16 protein-coding genes are annotated in these 19653 nt (G+C 73.8%); 6 read left to right on the top strand and 10 right to left on the bottom strand.

Annotated features, from left to right (window positions below; translation table 11 throughout):
* The first annotated feature begins 34 nt into the window (after positions 1-34).
* The 6 genes from ABZ805_RS04790 (at position 35) to ABZ805_RS04765 (ending at position 4274) form a co-directional block, all read left to right on the top strand.
* Entirely contained in the window at positions 35-1219 is a 1185-nt protein-coding gene (locus ABZ805_RS04790; RefSeq protein ID WP_358434401.1) for an acyl-CoA dehydrogenase family protein, read from the top strand.
* Positions 1216-2262 (top strand): enoyl-CoA hydratase/isomerase family protein, encoded by a 1047-nt coding sequence (locus ABZ805_RS04785; protein WP_358434398.1) that lies wholly within the window; start codon positions 1216-1218, stop codon positions 2260-2262. Before ABZ805_RS04790 ends, ABZ805_RS04785 begins: the two co-directional genes overlap by 4 nt.
* Positions 2263-2315: 53 nt before the next feature.
* Positions 2316-3248 (top strand): 3-hydroxyisobutyrate dehydrogenase, encoded by a 933-nt coding sequence (gene mmsB / locus ABZ805_RS04780; RefSeq protein WP_358434395.1) that lies wholly within the window; start codon positions 2316-2318, stop codon positions 3246-3248.
* A 102-nt stretch (positions 3249-3350) separates the two neighbouring features.
* Positions 3351-3569, top strand: a complete 219-nt coding sequence (locus ABZ805_RS04775) for a hypothetical protein (RefSeq protein WP_309148749.1) — start codon at positions 3351-3353, stop codon at positions 3567-3569.
* Entirely contained in the window at positions 3566-3787 is a 222-nt protein-coding gene (locus ABZ805_RS04770; protein WP_358434392.1) for a hypothetical protein, read from the top strand. The genes ABZ805_RS04775 and ABZ805_RS04770 overlap by 4 nt, the downstream gene beginning before the upstream one ends.
* Positions 3788-3911: 124 nt before the next feature.
* A complete protein-coding gene (locus ABZ805_RS04765) occupies positions 3912-4274 on the top strand; it encodes a barstar family protein (protein ID WP_358434389.1) in 363 nt (120 codons plus the stop codon).
* 13 nt (positions 4275-4287) lie between these two features.
* On the opposite strand, the gene ABZ805_RS04760 is transcribed toward ABZ805_RS04765, so the two are convergent.
* The 10 genes from ABZ805_RS04760 to ABZ805_RS04715 form a co-directional block, all read right to left on the bottom strand.
* Entirely contained in the window at positions 4288-5061 is a 774-nt protein-coding gene (locus tag ABZ805_RS04760) for an enoyl-CoA hydratase-related protein (protein WP_358434387.1), read from the bottom strand.
* Between the two features lie 71 nt (positions 5062-5132).
* Complete coding sequence (locus ABZ805_RS04755; RefSeq protein ID WP_358434385.1) at positions 5133-7556, bottom strand: ADP-ribosylglycohydrolase family protein; 2424 nt, start codon at positions 7554-7556, stop codon at positions 5133-5135.
* Between the two features lie 10 nt (positions 7557-7566).
* Positions 7567-13029 (bottom strand): type VII secretion system-associated protein, encoded by a 5463-nt coding sequence (locus ABZ805_RS04750; protein WP_358434382.1) that lies wholly within the window; start codon positions 13027-13029, stop codon positions 7567-7569.
* A gap of 447 nt (positions 13030-13476) precedes the next feature.
* Complete coding sequence (locus ABZ805_RS04745; RefSeq protein WP_358434379.1) at positions 13477-14232, bottom strand: sirohydrochlorin chelatase; 756 nt, start codon at positions 14230-14232, stop codon at positions 13477-13479.
* Positions 14233-14237: 5 nt separating this feature from the next.
* Complete coding sequence (locus ABZ805_RS04740; protein ID WP_358434376.1) at positions 14238-15584, bottom strand: GTP-binding protein; 1347 nt, start codon at positions 15582-15584, stop codon at positions 14238-14240.
* On the bottom strand, positions 15584-16534 hold the full coding sequence (gene cysD / locus ABZ805_RS04735; RefSeq protein ID WP_358434373.1) for a sulfate adenylyltransferase subunit CysD: 951 nt from the start codon (positions 16532-16534) through the stop codon (positions 15584-15586). The genes ABZ805_RS04740 and cysD overlap by 1 nt, the downstream gene beginning before the upstream one ends.
* A gap of 46 nt (positions 16535-16580) precedes the next feature.
* Positions 16581-17321: a phosphoadenylyl-sulfate reductase gene (locus ABZ805_RS04730; RefSeq protein WP_358434370.1), complete on the bottom strand. Its 741-nt coding sequence runs from the start codon at positions 17319-17321 to the stop codon at positions 16581-16583.
* Between the two features lie 15 nt (positions 17322-17336).
* Positions 17337-17510 (bottom strand): hypothetical protein, encoded by a 174-nt coding sequence (locus ABZ805_RS04725; RefSeq protein WP_224962664.1) that lies wholly within the window; start codon positions 17508-17510, stop codon positions 17337-17339.
* Positions 17507-19219, bottom strand: coding sequence for a nitrite/sulfite reductase (locus ABZ805_RS04720; RefSeq protein ID WP_358434366.1), 1713 nt, complete (start codon positions 19217-19219; stop codon positions 17507-17509). The genes ABZ805_RS04725 and ABZ805_RS04720 overlap by 4 nt, the downstream gene beginning before the upstream one ends.
* Positions 19220-19346: 127 nt before the next feature.
* Positions 19347-19436 (bottom strand): putative leader peptide, encoded by a 90-nt coding sequence (locus ABZ805_RS04715; RefSeq protein ID WP_358434363.1) that lies wholly within the window; start codon positions 19434-19436, stop codon positions 19347-19349.
* Positions 19437-19653 lie beyond the last annotated feature (217 nt).

Below are 19653 nucleotides of genomic sequence, written 5' to 3'. Positions count from 1 at the left end.
CCCGGGACCGGACTCTCGAAGGTGAGGAGTGGACGTGTCGGTAGCAGCGGTTTCCGGCCCCTCCGGCGTGGTGTCCCCGTTCGCGCTGACCGAGGACCAGCGGGCCATCCAGCAGCTGGCCCGCGAGTTCGCGGCCGAGCAGCTCGCCCCGCACGCCGTGCAGTGGGACCAGGACAAGCACTTCCCGGTGGAGGTGCTGCGCGCCGCGGGTGAGCTCGGCATCGGCGGCATCTACGTCGACGAGGCCTGCGGCGGCACCGGGCTGGGCAGGTTCGACTCGGCGCTCATCTTCGAGGAGCTCGCCGCGGGCGACCCGTCGGTGGCGGCGTACCTGTCGATCCACAACATGGTCGCCGGGATGATCGACCGCTTCGGCGACGAGGAGCAGCGCGCCCGCTGGTTGCCGCCGCTGTGCTCGCTGACCGCCCGCGCCAGCTACTGCCTCACCGAACCGGAGGCGGGTTCGGACGCGGCGGCGCTGCGAACCCGCGCGGTGCGCGACGGCGACGACTACGTGCTGACCGGGGTGAAGCAGTTCATCTCCGGCGGCGGCAGCTCCGACGTGTACGTGGTGATGGCCCGCACCGGCGAGGACGGTTCGAAGGGCATCTCCACGTTCATCGTGGAAGGCGACGCGGCCGGGCTCTCGTTCGGCCCGAACGAGCGGAAGATGGGCTGGAACGCGCAGCCCACCCGGCAGGTCGTGCTCGACGGGGTGCGGGTGCCCGCGGCGCAGCGGCTCGGGCCCGAGGGCATCGGGTTCAAGATCGCGATGGCCGGGTTGGACGGCGGCAGGCTCAGCATCGCGGCCTGCTCGCTGGGCGGGGCGCGGGACGCGTTGGACCGCAGCCTCGGTTACGTGCGGGAGCGCACCGCGTTCGGCTCCAAGCTCAGCGAGTTCCAGGTGCTGCAGTTCAAGCTCGCCGACATGGCCACCGAGCTGGAGGCCGCCCGGATGCTGCTGTGGCGCGCGGCGTGGGCGCTGGACGCCCGCGACCCGGACGCGACCCGGCTGTGCGCGATGGCGAAGCGGCTCGCTACCGACGTGGGCTTCACCGTGGCGAACGAGGCGCTTCAGATCCACGGCGGATACGGATACCTTGCCGAGTACGGCCTCGAGAAGATCGTTCGCGACCTGCGGGTGCACCAGATCCTCGAAGGCACCAACGAGATCATGCGACTGATCATTTCCCGTGGACTGCTGGAGTCGGCATCATGACAACACCCGCCCCGGAGCAGGTTCTGCTCAGCGTCGAGGGCGCGCTCGGACGCATCACCCTCAACCGCCCCAAGGCGATCAACTCGCTCACCCTGGAGATGGTGCGCGAGATGACCGCCGCGCTGCGGCGGTGGAGCACCGACGAGCAGGTGCGGGCGGTGCTCGTCGAGGGCGCCGGGGAACGCGGGCTGTGCGCGGGTGGCGACATCCGGGCGCTGCACGACGCGGCGAAGGCCGGGGACGAGGAGCTCCCCAAGGCGTTCTGGAGCGAGGAGTACCGGCTCAACTCGATGCTCGCGCACTACCCGAAGCCCGTGGTGGGGCTGATGGACGGGGTGTGCATGGGCGGTGGCGTCGGCATCTCCGCGCACGGCTCGCACCGGGTCGTCACCGAACGCTCCAAGGTCGGCATGCCGGAGGTCGGCATCGGCTTCGTGCCCGACGTCGGCGGCACCTACCTGCTCGCGCACACCCCCGGTGAGCTGGGCACGCACCTGGCGCTCACCGGTGCGCCGGTGAGCGGCGCGGACGCCGTGGCGCTGGGCCTCGCCGACCACTACCTGCCGAGCGAGCGCATCGACGACCTGATCAAGGCGCTGACCGGCGGCGACGTGGACGCGGCGCTGGCCCGGTTCACCGAGGCCCCGCCGGAGTCGCCGGTGGCCGCGCAGCGGGAGTGGATCGATGCGGCCTACGCCGCCGACGACGTCGCCGAGATCCTCGACCGGCTGCGCGCCCGCCCCGAGCAGGCCGCCGCGGACGCCGCCGCCGCGATCGACGCGAAGTCCCCGACCTCGCTGAAGGTGACGCTGCGCGCGCTGCGCAGCAGGCCGGCGACCCTGGAAGCCGCGCTGGACCAGGAGTTCCGGATCGCGCTGCGCTGCCTGAACGCCGGCGACTTCGTGGAGGGCGTGCGCGCCACCCTCGTCGACAAGGACCGCGACCCGAAGTGGTCGCCGAACGGACTGGACGGCGTCACCCCGGAGCTCGTCCAGCGCTTCTTCGCCACGCTCGGCGAGGACGAGCTCGGCCTGTCCGGCTGAGCCGCCGGGCCCCGCGCCCGGCTCGACCACCGCACCCGCAGAAGGGAATGACAATGGCTGTCATCGGATTCATCGGGCTCGGCCACATGGGCGGCCCGATGTCGGCCAACCTGGTCGCGGCCGGGCACGTGGTGCGCGGGTTCGACCTGTCGCCCGCGGCGCTGGAGGCGGCCCGGGCGAACGGGGTGACCACCGTCGACTCGGCCGTCGAGGCCGTGACCGGCGCCGAAGCGGTGATCACGATGCTGCCGGGCGGCAAGCACCTGCTGGACTGCTACGAGCAGGTGCTGCCCGCGGTCGAGCCGGGCGCGCTGCTGGTCGACTCCTCCACGGTCGACGTCGCCGACGCCCGCGCCGCGCACGCCCTGGCCGGGACCGCCGGGTTCGGCTCGCTGGACGCCCCGGTCTCCGGGGGCACCGCGGGCGCCGAGGCGGGCACGCTCACGTTCATGGTCGGCGGCGCGGACGAGCACTTCCAGCGGGCGGAGCCGCTGCTGGCGCCGATGGCCCGCAAGGTCATCCACTGCGGCGGGCCGGGCAACGGCCAGGTCACCAAGATGTGCAACAACCTGGTGCTCGGGGCCTCGATGATCGCGGTCGGGGAGGCGTTCGTGCTCGGCGAGCGGCTCGGCCTGAGCAACCAGGCGCTCTACGACGTCGCCTCGATCTCCACCGGGCAGTGCTGGGCGCTGACCACGAACTGCCCGGTCCCGGACCTGGTCGAGACCAGCCGGGCCAACCACGACTACGAGCCGGGCTTCTCCGCGGCGCTGATGCTCAAGGACCTCAAACTGGCCGAGTCCGCCGCCGAGCAGAGCGGCACCGACGCGGCCGTCGGCCGGTTGGCGACCGAGCTCTACCAGCGGTTCAACGAGGAGGGCGGCGGCGGGTACGACTTCGGCGCGATCATCCGCTCCATCCGCGAGCGCTCGGCGGCGGGCGAGCGCGCCGGGAGCCCGTCGACCGAGGTCACCGGCACCGCCTGACCGCCCGCGGACGCGTCCGGGCGCCCGCGGGAACCGGGCGCACCGGGCGGGGCCGGGGCGGGGTGAAGGCCCCGGAGGCCCGGCGTACTCTGGCGCCTCGTGATGGACTGGCTGTTCGAGTGGTGGGACGGCGTCGAGCTGTGGCTCGTCCAGCTCTGGTACCCGCTGCTGGTGACCCTGGTCCTGGTCGTGCTGCTGCCGGTGTGCTGGTACCTGGCGCGCTTCCTCGACCGGGCCATCGATGGGATCGGCGCGCGGCTGACCCGCGTGCGCGACGCCGAACCGCCGGTGCGGACCCCGCGCGGAACGGACGTGCCATGAACCGGTTGACCTCGCGCAAGCGCATCACGGTCGCCCTGATCGGGCTGATCGCGCTCGTCGTCATCGGCTGGTTCGTCCAGCAGGGTGCCGCCGCGCACGGCAGGGCCATGCCGCCCGCCGGTGGTTCCGCCGCGGTGTGGCAGGCTGTGCCCGTTCTGCCGGATTCACCGGGAACGGTGCCGTGGCGGGCTGCTGAACCGCTCATCTCGCCCGCGTGACGCTGCGGGCGGCCCGACCGCCCCGGCATTGCGGTGAACGAAGCTTCTTCCTGGTTGTCGACGTGTGTGGTTGAGTGGGATGTTTGCGACGAAAAAGCCTCAGGTCTCCCGGAAGGAGCCGGCGGTGAGCGAGCTGGAGCAGCCTGGCGTGAGCGCCAAGACGGCGGCCGAGGACGCCGAGCGGCGCGGCGCGGCCGTGCACGTGCTCGACGGCAGCGACCTGGTCAACAAGCGCACCGCGCTGGACGGGATCGCGGCGGTGCTGTCGTTCCCGGAGTGGGCGGGGCGCAACCTGGACGCGCTCTACGACTGCCTGACCGACCTGTCCTGGCTGCCGGAGGGTGAGCACGTGCTCATCTGGTCCGGGGCGCAGAACCTGGCGCAGCACGACCCCAAGGCCTACGAGAAGATCAACACGGTGCTGCGGGACGCGGCGAGCAAGCCGATCTGCGGCCGCGCCTTCGCCACCGTCCTGACCCGCGACTGAAGCCCCGCCGCCCTCAGTCCTGCGGGACCCAGGCGGCGGGCCGCTTCTCGGCGAAGGCCCGCATGCCCTCCTGGCCCTCGGCGGAGGCGAAGTGGCGGGCGGAGAGCTCCAGGACCTCGTCGAAGTCCGCCCCGATGTCCGCGGAACGGGGGCGCCGCAGCAGCGCCTTGGTGGCGGCCAGCGCGTGCGGCGCGCCCTTCGCCAGCATCCCGGCGTATCGGTCGACCTCCGCGTCGAGCCGGTCGGCGGGCACCGCCGAGGTGAGCAGCCCGATCCGCACGGCGCGCTCGGCGTCGAAGTTCTCCCCGGTGAGGAACAGCTCGTGCGCGGCGCGCGACTGTAGTCGGGGCAGCACGGTCAGCGAGATCACCGCGGGCACCACGCCGATGCGGACCTCGGAGAACCCGAACGTCGCGGTGTCCGCCGCGACCGCCAGGTCGCAGGCCGCGATGATGCCCGCGCCACCCGCCCGCGCCGGTCCGGCGAGCTTGGCGATGACCGGTTTCGGGCTGGTCCACAGGGTGTTCAGCAGCTCCGGCAGCTCCCGCACCCCCTGATCGTCGGCGCCGGCGGACCGGGACTCCTTGAGGTCCATCCCGGAGCAGAACACCGTCCCGGTGTGGGCGAGCACGATCACCCGCACCGCGTCCTCGGCGAGCGCCGCCGCCAGGTGCTCGCGCAGTTCCCGGCGCAGCTGCGCGGACAGCGCGTTGCGGTTGTGCGGGGAGTCGAGGGTGATCGTCGCGATGCCGGAGGCGGTGCTGCGGTGCACGAGTTCGTCGGCCATGCGCCGCACGCTACCGCCTGCCGCGGGCGTTCCGAGGTGCCGCGACGACCGGTTTCCGCCCCGACGGCCCGTCAGGTCGGCGGGTAGCGGGTGGTCCAGTCGTCGGTGTCCGGCGGGTGGGGGCCGAATTCGAGGCTCGCGTCGTGCGCCAGCTGCTCGATGACGTCGTGCAGCTCCAGCTCGGTCCGCCACCGGTCCGGGATCTTCGCCGCCCCGGACCGGGCGCCGACGAGGCTGCCGCAGACCGCACCGGTGGTGGCCGAGTTGCCGGAGTGGTTGACCGCCAGCGGCAGCGCCGCGTCGATGTCCCCGTCCGCGACGAGCGCCGCGTACAGGCCGATGCCGAGCGCGTCGGCGGCGCTCCACCCGTTGCCGATGCCGCTCTCCAGGTGCCCGGGCGTGGTCTCGGCGGAGGCGGCGTAGCGCACCGCCGCGGACACCTTGCGGGTGACGTCCTGGTGGCCGCGGTGCCCGCTGAGCTCGTCCAGCGCCTCGTCGACGGCGACGGGGAGGGCGCACCCGTCCAGCAGCCGGGACACCAGGAACGCGAGCGTGCCCGCGCTGAGGTAGGCCACCGGGTCGCCGTGGGTGAGCGCGGCGGTGTTCTGCCCGACGCGGAACACCTCGGCCGGGTCGGAGCTCCACAGCGCGGCCGGGACGGCCCGCATCACGGCGGTGCTGCCCTGCGAGTCGCTGACCGGGTGTTCCGGGGTGCCCATCGGCTGCTGGCCCTTGGCGAAGGCGATGAGGGTGCGCATCATGGTGCGCCCCGGGTTGCGGGTCTGGAACAGCGCGCGGTGCCCCACCAGCCAGCCGTCCGGCGCGGGGGTGTGCTTGAGGAATTCGCCGGCGGCGCGGCCCCAGCTGAGGTGCTGGGTGTGCAGCCAGCGCTGGTAGGCGTGCTGGATGTGCCGGGACGGGTCGGCGACCTCGTTGCTGCGGCGGCTCACCCCGGCGCGGATGGTGCCTTCGAGGGAGAACAGCAGCAGCTGGGTGTCGCTGCCGAGCCTGCCCGCGGGATGTCCGGCGGGCACGTAGTTGCGCAGCCCCTGCGGCCCGTGCCGGTCTTGGATCTCGTCCCAGCCGTCACCGGCGATGGGGGTGCCGAGGGCTTCGCCGATGGCGCAGCCGAGCACGGCGCCGAGGAAGCGGTCTCTGGACGCGGCGAGTCTGGGCACGGCGTGCAGGCTCCTTCGCCGATCGGGTTCGCGGGCGGGGGCGCCGACGGGGTAGCGGCGCAGCCATTCCTCGGATTCGTCCGGGTAGGGGCCGAATTCGGCGGCGGCGTCCTCGGCGAGCCGTTCCAGCACGGCGAGCGCGGCCGGTTTCCCCGTGCCGGGTAAGGGGATCGCGGCGGGCCCGTGGGCGGCGCCGAGCAGCTGGCCGCACAGCACCGCCGTGGTGCGGGTGTCGCCGCCGTGGTCGGTGGCGGCGGCGATGGCGGCGGGGAAGTCGTCGGGGCACGCGGCGACGATGCGCAGCGCGGCGGCGAGGGCTTCGGTGCCGGTCCGGCCCGGGCTCATCGCGTCGAGCTGCGCGGCACCGGGCACGAACCCGACGGGGCTGGTGCTGCCGAGGTGCAGGGCGCGGTCGAGCAGCGCGGGCCGGGAATCGGCGGGTTCCCAGGCGGCGAGCGCGCCGTCCAAGGCCGCGGGCAACGGATTTCCGCGCAGCAGCAACGAGATCGCGACGCCGAGCACCCCGGCGGGGCGGTTGCCGTCGGGGTGGCCGTGGGTGAGCGCGGCGAGGTTCGCGGCGGTGCCGAACACCTCGCTGCCGGACCACAGCGCGGCCACCGCGCCCAGCGGGACCGCACCGGCCCCGGCGGCGTGCGCGGAGGCGCGGCCGCCGGCGGCGATGCGGGTCAGCGCGGTCAGCAGCGCCCGGTCCTCGACGGTGTCGCCGTGCAGCTCGCGCTGCTCGACGAGCCAGCCGTCCGGTTCGCCCGCGGGTTCGGCGACGCAGTCCTGCCACGGCACGCCGCGGGTGTGCAACCACCGCTGGAGTCCACTGAGGACGGAAGCGGTGAGGTCGGTGGCGCCGTGCGCGCGCAGCGCGGTGTGCGCGCGGATCACGCCTTCCAGCGCGAACAGCAGCGCCGCGGTGCGTTCGCCGACCCGGCCGGTGGCGGTGTGCTCGGCGCTGGCCGCGCCCAGCAGCATCCCGGCGAACCGGCTCGCCGCGTCCGGCCGGTAACCGGAGGAGTCGGCCAGCCCGGTGGCGGGCACCGGTGGCGCGGGATCGGTGCCGATCCGCTGGCGCAGCGCCGCGAACCACGGCGGCCGGGTCAGCGGCCGGTCGCGCCAGGAACGCCACTTCTCCAGCAACACCCGCTCGTCCGCGTCGGCTGGTCCGGCGGGCAGTGCACCGGATTCCGCGCCGGGCTCCGCGGCGGTCGCGGGCGGCGCGTCCGGCGACCCCGCCCGGCGCCGTTCCCGGAACGCCGCCAGCAACGCCCGTTCCGCCTCGGTGAGCCCGTCGCGAGAATCCTTCACCTGAGCAACGTTACTGCGTGTATCGCCGGGTCCAGTCCGGCGCCGTGCCGTCCGGGGCGAGATCGGTGTCGACCCGCCGGGCATCGGCGACGAGGCGCTGCACGTGATCGGCGAGTTCCAGCTGATCGAGCCACTCCGCCGGGATCTCCGCCGCACCGCGCGCGGCGCCGAGCAGTCCGCCGCACAGCGCCGCGGTGGCCGCGCTGTCCCCGGAGTGGGTGGCGGCGAGCGCGACGGCGTCGGCGAACGAGTCCGGGTGGGTCAGCGCGGCGGCGACCGCGACGCCGAGCGCGGCGGGCGCGTGCCTGCCCGCGCCGAGCTTCTCCAGCGCGGGCACCGGGACCGGGCCGTGCTCGGCGAGCTCCAGCGCGTCGCGCAGCGACCGCACCGTGTTCTCGCTGCCCTCCCAGGCCTTCAGCTCGGTGAGCGTGGTGTGCACGCTCTCCGCGAGGGTCTGCCCGGAGTTCAGCGCGGCGACCATGCCCGCGACGGCCGCGGCGGGCAGGTAGCCGTCCGGGTGGCCGTGGGTGAGCACGCCGGTGGCGATGCCGAGCTCGACCGCGGTGCCGGGCGCGTCGGCGTGCAGGCCGACGACGGCGCCGCGGGCGGCCGCGGCCGCGCCGGTGGCCTGGTTCGGCGGGGTGCTCGGCGTCGGCAGCGGGCTCTGCCCGTCCCAGGTGGCCAGCGCGGTGACGCCCGCTTCGTCGGGGAAGCGCTGCGCGCCGAACGCGGGCTCCGCGGCGAGTTCCACGGGCCGCAGCGCCGGTTCCACCGGGGCGCCCTGCGCGATCACCCAGTGCTGGAGGGTGCCGCGGACCAGTTCGGCGGGCGTCGGACCCGGCTTGTTCAGTCCCTTGTGGACGGACGAGCGGAGCAGGCCGTCGAGCAGGAACACCGACTGCTGCCCGATCGAGGTGGACCGGCCGCGGCCGCCCAGGTGCTCGGCGAGCTCGCGCACCCCGTCCGGGTTGCGGCGCAGGATCGCCCGCTGCGACAGGAACGTCCACGGAGCGCCCAGCGCGTCACCGGCGAGCACGCCGAGCGCGCATCCGGCGAGCCGGTCCAGGCGATCCAGCTCGGCGGGCACCTCCGCGGGCAGCTCGCCGTCGGCCTCGTTCGCGGCGACCAGCTGCGCGGCGCGCTCGGGGCCGAACGCCTCCTGCAGCAGCTTGTGCAGCCCCTCGGAGAGGTCGTTGGGCGTGTCGTCCTCGCCGTCGCGGAACTTGCGCCACGCGGCGAGCAGCCGAAGCTCCTCGTCGTTGAGGCCGTCGCCGGAATCCTCGTCCGCCGCGGCGGGTTCGGGCGGTGCGGCGGGGACGGCGGCTGCCACCGGTTCGGCTGCCGCCGGTGCCTCGGACGCGGGCTGCTCCGCGGGGACGGCCCGTTCCGCCGCGGGCTGGTCGGCGGCCGGTTCGGGAGCGCTCTCGGCGGGCTCCGGCGCGGATCCGCTCGCCGGGGGTTCGTCGGTGACGGCGGGGATGGGCGCCATCACCATGGTCTGCTCCGCCGCGGTCTCCGGCACCGGTGCGGGCCGGGCGGGCTGGGACTTCGGCTTCGCGGGCGCGCTGCCCGCCGGGTAGCGGCGCAGCCACTCCGGCACCGACGGCGGGTGCTCGCCGAACTCCTCGGTGGCGTCCTGCGCGAGCTGCTCGACGACCTCGCCGAGCTCCACCCGCTGCCGCCAGCTCTCCGGGATCGCGCTCGCCAGGTGCGCGGTGCCCATGATGTTGCCGCAGATGGACGCGGTCGCGTCGCTGTCGCCCGAGTGGTTCGCCGCCAGCACCACCGCATCGGTGTAGGAGAACGGGCGCGCCAGCGCGGCGCACACCGCGATGGCCAGCGCCTGCTCGCCGACCCGGCCGTCGCCGAGCCGGTGCTGGATCTGCTCCGGCGTCGGCGTGCCCTCGGTGGCCAGCTCGATCGCGCGGCGCAGCGCGCTCGTCGTCTCCTCGTGGCCTTCCCAGCCCGACAGCTCGGTCAGCGCGCGGTCCACTGCCTCCGGCAGCGACCGGCCGCCCAGCAGCTGCGCCACGATCACCGCGAGCGCGCCCGCGGGCAGGAAACCGCTCGGGTGCCCGTGGGTCAGCGCGGCCGTGGCCGCACCCACCCGGAACGTCTCGGTCGGGTCGTCGGACCAGAACCCGGCGGGCGCCGCGCGCATCACGCCGCCGCAGCCCTTCGAATCGTTGATCCGGTTCGTCAGGGTGCCCAGCCGAGCGCTCGTCGCGTAGCCGTGCAGCGCCTGCACGCAGGTGGCGCCGGGCGCGCGGCGCACGAACAGGCCCTTCTCCCGGATCAGCCAGCCGTCCGGCGGGGTCGCCGCGATCGGTCCGCCCGCGTCCTTCCAGTCGAAGCCCTGGGTGTGCAGCCAGCGCTGGTAGGCGTGCTGGACCTGCTGCGCCGGATCGGTCTCGCCGTAGAGCCTGCGGCGGATCGAGGCGCGGATGAGGCCGTCGGCGGTGAACAGGGTCAGCTGGGTGTCGTCGCTGATCGACCCGCCGGGGCGGTGCGCGTCGGCGAAGTCGACGACGCCCGCCGCACCGTGTTCGGCGCGGATCTTCTCGATGGAGTCGTCCTCCACCGGGTAGCCGAGCGCGTCGCCCACCGCGCCGCCGAGCAGGCAGCCCAGGATGCGGGCGCCGCGTTCGGTGGCCGGTTCGGCGAGTTCGCGGGTGGTCGCCGGGCGCTGCTTCGCGGCGGGTTGCCGCGCGGTCTGCGGGCCGGTGGCCTGCGCACCGGTCGTCTGCGGACCGGGTGCCTGCCGGCCGGTGGGCTGCGCGGTCGGGCGGGACTTCGGCATGGCGATGCGCTCGGTGAGCGGGGCGGCTGCCGCGGGCCCGCGCTGCGCCGCGTCGGCCGTGCGTTCGGCCTCGGCCGACCCGGCCTCGGCGGCCTTCGACTCGGTGGTCTTCTCCGCAGCGGCCTTCTTCGCGGTGTCCTCGGCTCCGGCGGGCTCGTCCTCGGCGGCGGCCTCGTCCGGCTCGGCGTCGGCGTCGCGGCCGTTCGAGGAGGTCGAGGGCCAGGAACCCATCGTGGGCAGCGGTGCGGCCGGGCGGGCGGTCTGCTCGGCGTCCTCGGCTTCGGGGCTCTGGCCGGCTTCGGGGTTCTGGTCGGACTTCTGCTCCGCCGCCGCGTCCTGCTCGGGCCGTTCCGGAGTCGTCTCCGCGGGCTTCGCGGTCTCCGCCGAGTTCGCGCGGTGTTCGTCCTGCGCGGAAGCCGTGCCCTGCTCGTCCTGAACCGCGGCCGTGCCCTGCTTCTCCTGCGCCGGACCCGCGCTCTGCTCTTCTTGCGCCGAGCCCGCGCTCTGCTCGCGCTCCGCCGATGCCGCGGACTGCTCGGCCGCCGCCGAGGACGCGGACTGCTCGGCGGCACCGGTCGCCGCGTCGTCGTCGGCACCGGATACCGCCGCGGTGCGGCCACCGGGCGCGAGGCCCGCCGGACCGTCCGAAGTGGACTCGGCCGCGCCGTCGCCCGGCTGCTCGTCGCCGGTGCGCGCGGCACCACCCGGGATCGGGAACCTGGCCACCGGAGCGGACTTCTCGGCCGCCTCGTCCCGGATCGCGGGCTGCTCGGTGGTCTTCTCCGCCGCACCCTCCCGGGGCGACCGCGGGAGCTCCGCGGGGAACTCCAGGTCGATCAGGTCCTTCGAAGCCGGGTAGCGCTGCGCCCACGTCTCGTCGGTGCGCGGCTGCGGGCCGAACTCGACCAGCGCGTCCGTGGTCAGCTTCTCGACGAGCTCGCGCTGCTTGAGGTCGCGCAGCCACACCCCGGGCAGCGCGGACGCGCCGTGCCGGGCGCCGACGATCGCACCGCAGATCGCCCCCGTCGTGTCGCTGTCGCCGGAGTGGTTCACCGCCGCCATCACGGCCGGACCGACGCCGTCGTGGCTCAGCGCCGCGCACACCGCGATCGCCAGCGCCTCCTGCCCGGTCCAGCCGGCGCCGAGCAGGTCCTTGAGCTGCTCCGGGGTCGGTGCGCCCTGCGCGGCGAGGTCCTCGGCCACCAGCAGCAGCCGTTCGGTCTGCTGGTGCCCTTCGCACTCGGCGAGCAGTTCGCGGGCCAGCGTCAGCGCGTCCGGCAGCGACTCGCCGCGCAGCAGCCGGTGCACCAGCACCGCCAGCACCCCGGCGGGCAGGTAGCCGCTGGGCTTCGCGCAGGTCAGCGCGGCCCCCGCGGCGGCCAGCCGGAACACCTCGCGCGGGTCCTCGGACCACAGCGCGAACGGCGCGGCGCGCACCACGCCGGTGTTGTCGTCGGAGTCGTTGATCGGTCGCTGGAACGTGCCGGGCCTGCCGTTGGCGGCGAACTCGCGCAGCGCGGTGATGCACTCGGCGTTCGGCGAGCGCACCGCGAACAGGTCGCGTTCGGCGACGAGCCAGCCGGTCGGTTCCGGGTGCCGCTCGGCGAACGGGCCTGCGACGTGCGCCCACGCGTGGCCCTGGGTGTGCAGCCAGCGCTGGTAGGCCAGCTGCACCGCGGGCAGCGGCCCGCCCGTGGCGCCGCCGCGGGTGGCGACGTGCCCGCGGACGAGGCCTTCCAGGGTGAACAGGATCAGCTGGGTGTCGTCGGTGAACTCGCCGGGACGCTCGCCCGCGCGGTCGTAGTCGGTGATGCCGCGCTCGCCGAAGCGGCTGCGGATCTGCTCCACCGGGTAGGTCTCGACGGGTGCGCCGAGCGCGTCCCCGGCCGCGGCGGCCAGCATGCTGCCGAGGAACCGCTGCCCGTGGTCGCTGCTGATCGGGTCCGGCGCCTGCTTGGCGGCTCCGGGGACCTTCGCGGGCTGCGTGACGTCCGCGGCGGGGGACGGCGGTGCGGGCGGGGTCGCGGGAGCGGTGGCGGGGGCCGCGGGTGCGACGGGCGCGGACGGCGCCGCGAAGGAGGCGGGCGGTGCGGGCGTGCTGGGTCCACCGGCGGCCTTGATCAGGTCCTCGCCGGGGATGCGCGCCTTGACCTGGCTGGTCGGGTTGATCTGCAGGTCCATCCCGGTCGGCTTGCGCTCGACGAGCTGCCTGCCGGTCATCCGCTGCCAGCTGGTCCAGTTCGCGGGCAGGTAGCCCTCGGAGGTGAACAGCTGCAGCTGCCGCCTGCCGGATTCGTGGTCCATCGTGAACAGCCCGCTGCCCTGCGGCTGCGCGAACAGGATCAGCTCGGCGTCCAGCAGCGCGGCCAGCAGGGTGGGCGCCTGCGCGTAGCCGGTGGTGGTCAGCTGCAGGGCGCGTTCGACATCGTTGGTCGGCGCGGGCAGCCGTAGCGCGACGGGGGAGGGGCGGTAGTTCGGGTTGGGGGAGAAGTCCTCGGTGAGCTCACCGCGCTCGTCGACCCGGTAGCCGCCGATGAAGCCCCAGGGCGGGACTTCGGAGCTGGGGTCGCTGAAGATCGGATCCACCACGTACAGCCACGTGTTCGGCTGCTTCGCGGCCTGTTCGCGCATGGCCGGCGTGATCACCGGCCGGCTCGGCTGCTGGGTGTTCATCTCCCGCACACGCCCCCGACTTGTCGTTGCACCTTGATCCTTGCCGCCGAGGTTCACTGGCTCACCCGAAAGTGTGGTTCCGCGCCGCGATGCCGCTCGGCTGCGCTGCGACGCGCCGCCGTCGCGTAGTTGATCCGCACTCTCTCATGGCCACTTGGGGTGAAGTTTAGTGTTCCGCCAAAACACCCTGAGTCAGCGATCCCGCTATCGGCCAGAGGTGGGAGGAACGAGGAGGCAGCGGACGAAACGGGCCGCCCGGCGGCGACCGGAGGTCGGGGTTTCCCGTCACCGCCGGGCGTGTGGTGCGCCCGTGTTCGCGGTCGCACGGAACGCATCCTGCCCGCGCGGCCGCGGATTCGGCCGGACTTGTCGGTATTTCGCAAGGACGCCCGGGGACGTTGCGCCGCCCGGTGGTGCGGGCTGCGCCGAACGCGCCCGCGAGCGGGTTCAGGCCGCGCCGGAACCGACCTCGGTGCGGTCGAGCACCTCGCGGTACCGGGTCAGCACGAGCTCGGCGACCGATCCCGCGGCCGCCATCGGAGTCCCGATCAGCGCGTCCGGTGCGTGCGCGCGGGCCGCGTCCACGACCCGATCGGTCAGCAGCCCCGGAGCCAGGAACCAGAAGCCGACGGCGATGCGCCGGGCGCCGCGCTCCCGGAGCCGCGCGATCGCCGCGGGCACGTCCGGTTCGGCGGCGGTGGCGAACGCGGCGACCGCGCCCGCCCAGGAATGCCGCGCCTGCCACCGCTCGGCGACCTGCGCGACCAGCCGGTTCGCCGGAGCGTGCGCCGAGCCGACCCCGGCCAGCACCACCCCGAGCTCCGGGTCGTCGGTGCGCGCACCCGCCTCCCGCAACCGGTCCAGCGCCGCCGACTCCAGCAGCGGATCCGGCCCGAGCACGTCCGCGGTGCGCAGGTCCAGCCCCGGCAGCCGCGCGCCCGCCTCGGCCAGCACCGCGGGCAGGTCCACCTTCGCGTGGAACGCGCTGCCCAGCAGCAGCGGCACCACCACGGCCTCGCGGTGCCCGTCGGCGCGCACCGCCGCGAGCACGTCGCCCACCCGCGGCGCGGACAGGTCCAGGAACGCCGCCCGCACGTCCAGGTCCGGGCGCTCGGCGCGCACCACGTCCAGCAGGGCGTGGACGGTGCGCGCCGAACGCGGATCCCGGCTGCCGTGCGCGACGGCCACCAGCGCGGGTGCCAACCGGATCAGCCCGCGACCGCCGCCGCCAGCGGAGCCAGCGGCAGCCCGATCAGCCCGGCGGCCAGCGTGGTGCCGTCCGCCGGGTCGATCACCAGGAACGAACCGGTGCGCCGCGACGCCGCGTACTCGTCGACCGGCAGCGGCTCCGCGGTGCGCAGCTGCACGCGGCCGATCTCGTTGAGCGCCAGCGAATCCGGGGCGTCCACGCCGACCAGCTCCTGCTCGTCGAAGCGCGCCGACAGCTCGGTCACCATCGCCTGCACGGTGCGGGTGCCGTGCTTGACCAGCACCCGGGCCCCGGGCTGCAACGGCTTCTCCGCCAGCCAGCACACGGTGGCGTCCAGCTCGTCGGTGACCTGCGGCGCCGAGTCCGCGGCGGCGATCAGATCGCCCCGGGACAGGTCCACGTCGTCCTCCAGCAGCAGCGTCACCGAACGCCCTGCCGCCGCCCGCGGTGCCGGGCCGTCCGGGGTGTCCACCTGGGACACCCGGGTGCGGATGCCCGCGGGCAGCACCACGACCTCGTCGCCCTGCGCCACCACGCCCGCGGCGACCTGGCCCGCGTAGCCGCGGTAGTCCGGGTGCTCCGCGGTGCGCGGCCGGATCACGTACTGCACCGGCATCCGGAACGGCGCGTCGAACGGGTCCGGAGCCACCGGCACCGTCTCCAGGTGCTCCAGCAGCGACGGTCCCGAGTACCACGGCGTGTTCGCCGAGCGCTCCACCACGTTGTCGCCGTGCAGCGCCGACACCGGGATGGTGCGCACCGCGTCGTCGGCGTAGCCCAGCGCGCGGGCGTGCCCGGCGAACTCGGCGGCGATCCGCTCGTGCACCGCGGCGTCGAAGTCCACCATGTCGATCTTGTTGATGGCCAGCACCAGCCGCGGCACGCCCAGCAGCGCCAGCACCGCCGCGTGCCTGCGGGTCTGCTCGATGACGCCCTTGCGCGCGTCCACCAGCAGGATCGCCAGCTGCGCGGTGGACGCGCCGGTCACCGTGTTCCGGGTGTACTGCACGTGGCCCGGGGTGTCGGCCAGCACGAAGCTCCGCTGCGGCGTCGCGAAGTACCGGTACGCCACGTCGATCGTGATGCCCTGCTCGCGCTCCGCGCGCAGCCCGTCCACCAGCAGCGACAGGTCCGGGGTCTGCAACCCGCGGTCCGCGCTGGCCCGGTGCACCGCGTCCAGCTGGTCGGCCAGCACCGACTTCGTGTCGTGCAGCAGCCTGCCCACCAGCGTCGACTTGCCGTCGTCCACCGAACCGGCCGTGGCCAGCCGGAGCAGGTCCGTGTGCACCGGCAGCACCACCTCGGCGCCGGAATCCGGTGCGGTGCGGGTCGTGGTCTCGGTCATCAGAAGTAGCCCTCCCGCTTGCGGTCCTCCATCGCGGCCTCCGACATCCGGTCGTCGGCCCGCGTCGCGCCGCGCTCGGTGAGCCGGCTCGCGGCGACCTCCGCGATCACGTCGTCCACCGTGTACGCCTCGGACTCGACCGCGCCGGTGCAGGAACCGTCGCCGACCGTGCGGTACCGCACGACCTTGTCCGCGACGTCCTCGTCCTCGCGCGGCCCGCCCCAGGGGCCCGCGGTCAGCCACATGCCGTCGCGCTGGTACACCTCGCGGCGGTGGGCGTAGTAGATCTCCGGCAGGTCGATCTTCTCGCGCTGGATGTAGCGCCAGATGTCGAGCTCCGTCCAGTTCGACAGCGGGAACACCCGCACGTGCTCCCCCGGGCGGTGCCTGCCGTTGTAGAGGTTCCACAGCTCCGGGCGCTGCCGCCGCGGGTCCCACTGGCCGAAGGCGTTGCGCAGGCTGAAGATGCGCTCCTTGGCCCGCGCCCGCTCCTCGTCCCGCCTGCCGCCGCCGAACACCGCGTCGAACTTGTTCTCCGTGATCCCGTCCAGCAGCGGCGTCGTCTGCAGCGGGTTGCGGATGCCGTCCGGGCGCTCGGCGAGCCTGCCGTCGTCGATGTAGTCCTGCACCGAGGACACCACCAGCCGCAGGTCGTGCTCGGCGACGAGCCGGTCCCGGAACGCGATGACCTCGTCGAAGTTGTGCCCGGTGTCCACGTGCAGCAGCGGGAACGGCACCGGCGCCGGCCGGAACGCCTTGATCGCCAGGTGGACCAGCACCGTCGAGTCCTTGCCCCCGGAGAACAGGATCACCGGGCGGTCGAACTCCCCGGCCACCTCGCGGAAGATGTGGATGGCCTCGGACTCCAAGGCGTCCAAGTTGTCGACCTGCGGAGGTGCCCCCGTGGACACCGGGTCCTGCGGCAGGTCGAGCTGCTGCTCGGCGGTCATACCCATCCTCTCCGGGTGTGCTTGCTCAGTAGGCCTTGCGCGGTGATCAGCCGTGCAGGCCGCATTCGGTCTTCGACGTGCCCGCCCAGCGGCCGCTGCGCGGATCGGCACCCGGCGCGGGCTTCGCCGTGCACGGCGCGCAGCCGATCGACGGGAAACCGGCGGGCACCAGCGGGTTCACCAGCACCCCGTGCCGCTCGATGTAGGAGTCCATCTCCTCGTCGCTCCACGGCGCGATCGGATTGATCTTGACGAGGCCGTTGCGGTCGTCCCAGGTCACGATCGGCGTGCCCGCCCGCGTCGGGGCCTCCACCCGGCGCACCCCGGTCACCCACGCCTCGTAGCGGGCCAGCGTGTTGCGCAGCGGCACCACCTTGCGCAGGAAGCAGCAGCGGCCCGGGTCGCGGTCGTGCAGCTTCGGGCCCTCCGCGGCGTCCTGCTCGGCGACCGACTGCTCCGCCTTCGCCTCCACGATGTTCACGTCGTAGACCTGGGCGACCGCGTCGCGGGTGCCGATCGTCTCGGCGAAGTGGTAGCCGGTCTCCAGGAACAGCACGTCCACTCCCGGCCGCGCCTTCGCCGCCAGGTCCACCAGCACCGCGTCCTGCATGTTCGAGGCGACGATCAGCCCGTCGCCGAAGGTGTCCGCGGCCCAGCGCAGCGCCTCCTCGGCGCTCGCCTCGGCCAGTCGCGGGGCGGCCTCCTCGACCAGCGCCCGCAGCTCCTCGTCGCTGCGGCGCACGCCCAAGCCGGTGGAGAGGTCGGTGATGGTGGTCTCGGCAGTCATGGGATCTCCGTCTCCTCAGCCGCTCGCCAGTCCGACGAGCCGAACGGTGAACACCCGCAGGCACGCCTCGCATTTCCAGGCGCCCGCGGGTTCGGCCTGCGGAACCAGTTCCTCGTCCCCGCAATACGGGCAGTAGAACGGGACCGCCCGGCCCTCCGGGGCGGCCCCGCCTTCCGGTCCGGACGTCACTTGAGCGCGTCCTCCTCGGCCCGCGCCACCCACTGGGCGAAGCGCTCGCCGTCCGAGCGCTCGCCCAGGTAGTGCCGCACCAGGCGCTCCACGTAGTCCCCGAGGTCCGCCGACGTCACCTTGTGCCCGCGGATCTTGCGGCCGAACCCGGCGTCCAGGCCGAGCCCGCCGCCCAGGTGCACCTGGAAGCCCTCCACCTGGTTGCCGTCGTCATCGCGCACCATCTGCCCCTTGAGGCCGATGTCCGCGGTCTGGGTGCGGGCGCACGCGTTCGGGCAGCCGTTCAGGTTGATCGTCACCGGGTCCCGGACGTCGCCCTGCACGTCCGCCAGCCGCTGCTCCAGATCACCGATCAGGTCGATGGCGCGCTGCTTGGTCTCCACGATCGCGAGCTTGCAGAACTCGATGCCGGTGCAGGCCATCACGTTCCGCCGCCACGGCGTCGGCGAGCTGTGCAACCCCAGCCCGGCCAGATCGGACACCAGGCCTTCGACCTGCTGCTGCGGCACGTCCAGCACCAGCAGGTTCTGCTCCACCGTGGTGCGCACCCGGGACGAACCGACGCGCTCCGCCGCCTTCGCGATCTCCACCAGGGTCGAACCGCTGACCCGGCCGGCCTGCGACTTCACGCCCACGTAGAAGTTGCCGTCGACCTGCGGGTTCACCCCGAGGTGATCGCGGTGCCCGCTCGGCGTCTCCGGCTTCGGGCCGTCGATCAGCTTCCGGCCCAGGTACTCGTCCTCGATCACCTGCCGCGTCTTCTCCGCGCCCCAGTCGTCCACCAGGAACTTCAACCGGGCCCGGTGCCGCAGCCTGCGGTAGCCGTAGTCGCGGAACAAGCAGGTCACCGCATGCCAGACCTCGGCGGCCTCCTCGATCGGCACCCAGGCGCCGAGCCGCACCGCCAGCTTCGGGTTCGTCGACAGCCCGCCGCCGACCCACAGATCGAAACCGGGACCGTGCTCCGGGTGCACCACGCCGACCAGCGAGATGTCGTTGATCTCCGGGACCGTGTCCCAGCGCGGCGAACCGCTGATCGCCGTCTTGAACTTCCGCGGCAGGTTCGACAGCGACTTGTCGCCGATGTAGCGCTCGGTGATCTCCTTGATCGCCGGGGTCGCGTCGATGATCTCGTCCGCGGCCACCCCGGCCACCGGCGAACCCAGCAGCACGCGCGGGCAGTCCCCGCACGCCTCCGTCGTGTAGAGGCCCACCGCCTCCAGCTTCTCCCAGATCGTGGGCACGTCCTCGACCCGGATCCAGTGCAGCTGGATGTTCTGCCGGTCGGTGATGTCGGCGGTGTCGCGGGCGTAGGTCTGCGAGATCTCGCCGATCACCCGCAGCTGCTCCGTGGTCAGCGCTCCGCCGTCCACCCGCACCCGCATCATGAAGTAGGAGGCGTCGAGCTCCTCCGGCTCGATGGTGCCCGTGCGCGCGCCCGGAATCCCCTCGGCGCGCTGCGTGTACAGGCCCCACCAGCGGAACCGGCCGCGCAGGTCGGCCGGATCGATCGACGCGAAACCGCCGTGCTGGTAGATCGTCTCGATGCGGTGGCGGACGTTGAGCGGGTTGTCGTCCTTCTTCGAGCGCTCGTTGGCGTTCAACGGCTCCCGGTAGCCGAGCGCCCACTGCCCCTCACCACGCGTCTTGCCCTTGCGGGCGGGGGTGCGGCGCTCGGTGCGGCTCTGAGCTTCCGTCGGGGGGACCATGGCCCGACCTCCGTGGTGGTGGCTGGTGGCGCTCAGGACCACACCGCGCGGAGCCCACGGGAACAGGGGCGCTCGCAGTCGGCGTGCTCCCGGCGCCGACTGGACAGTTCGGAACGCAGCGGCGGGATCAGCCGGTGGAACGGCACAGCGCGCTGGAGACCCGTCGCAGATCCACGTAGCGACGGGCGACCAGCAGCAGCTTCGCAGGCGCACCCATGACGGCCAGCGTGCCACGCGTCCACCCTGTGGTCCAACATCAACCGAATACTGAGACGTGGGTCAAAAAGGGTTGTCCGGGGAGCCTTGCTGAGCGGGTCGGGTGGCGGAACCTCAGCGGCGTCCTCGCTGCGGGATCGATTTCACCGGTGGCTCCGCCACAGGAGAAATCGCTGTCCTCGCGAGGAGGCCGCTGAGGACCCGCGGGTGGTCCTGTT

Origin of the sequence: Saccharopolyspora sp. NPDC047091, from assembly GCF_040643635.1 — a bacterium.
GTDB lineage: Bacteria > Actinomycetota > Actinomycetes > Mycobacteriales > Pseudonocardiaceae > Saccharopolyspora_C.
Note: the sequence above shows the minus strand (reverse complement) of the source record. Positions and strands in the feature narration are given on the sequence as shown.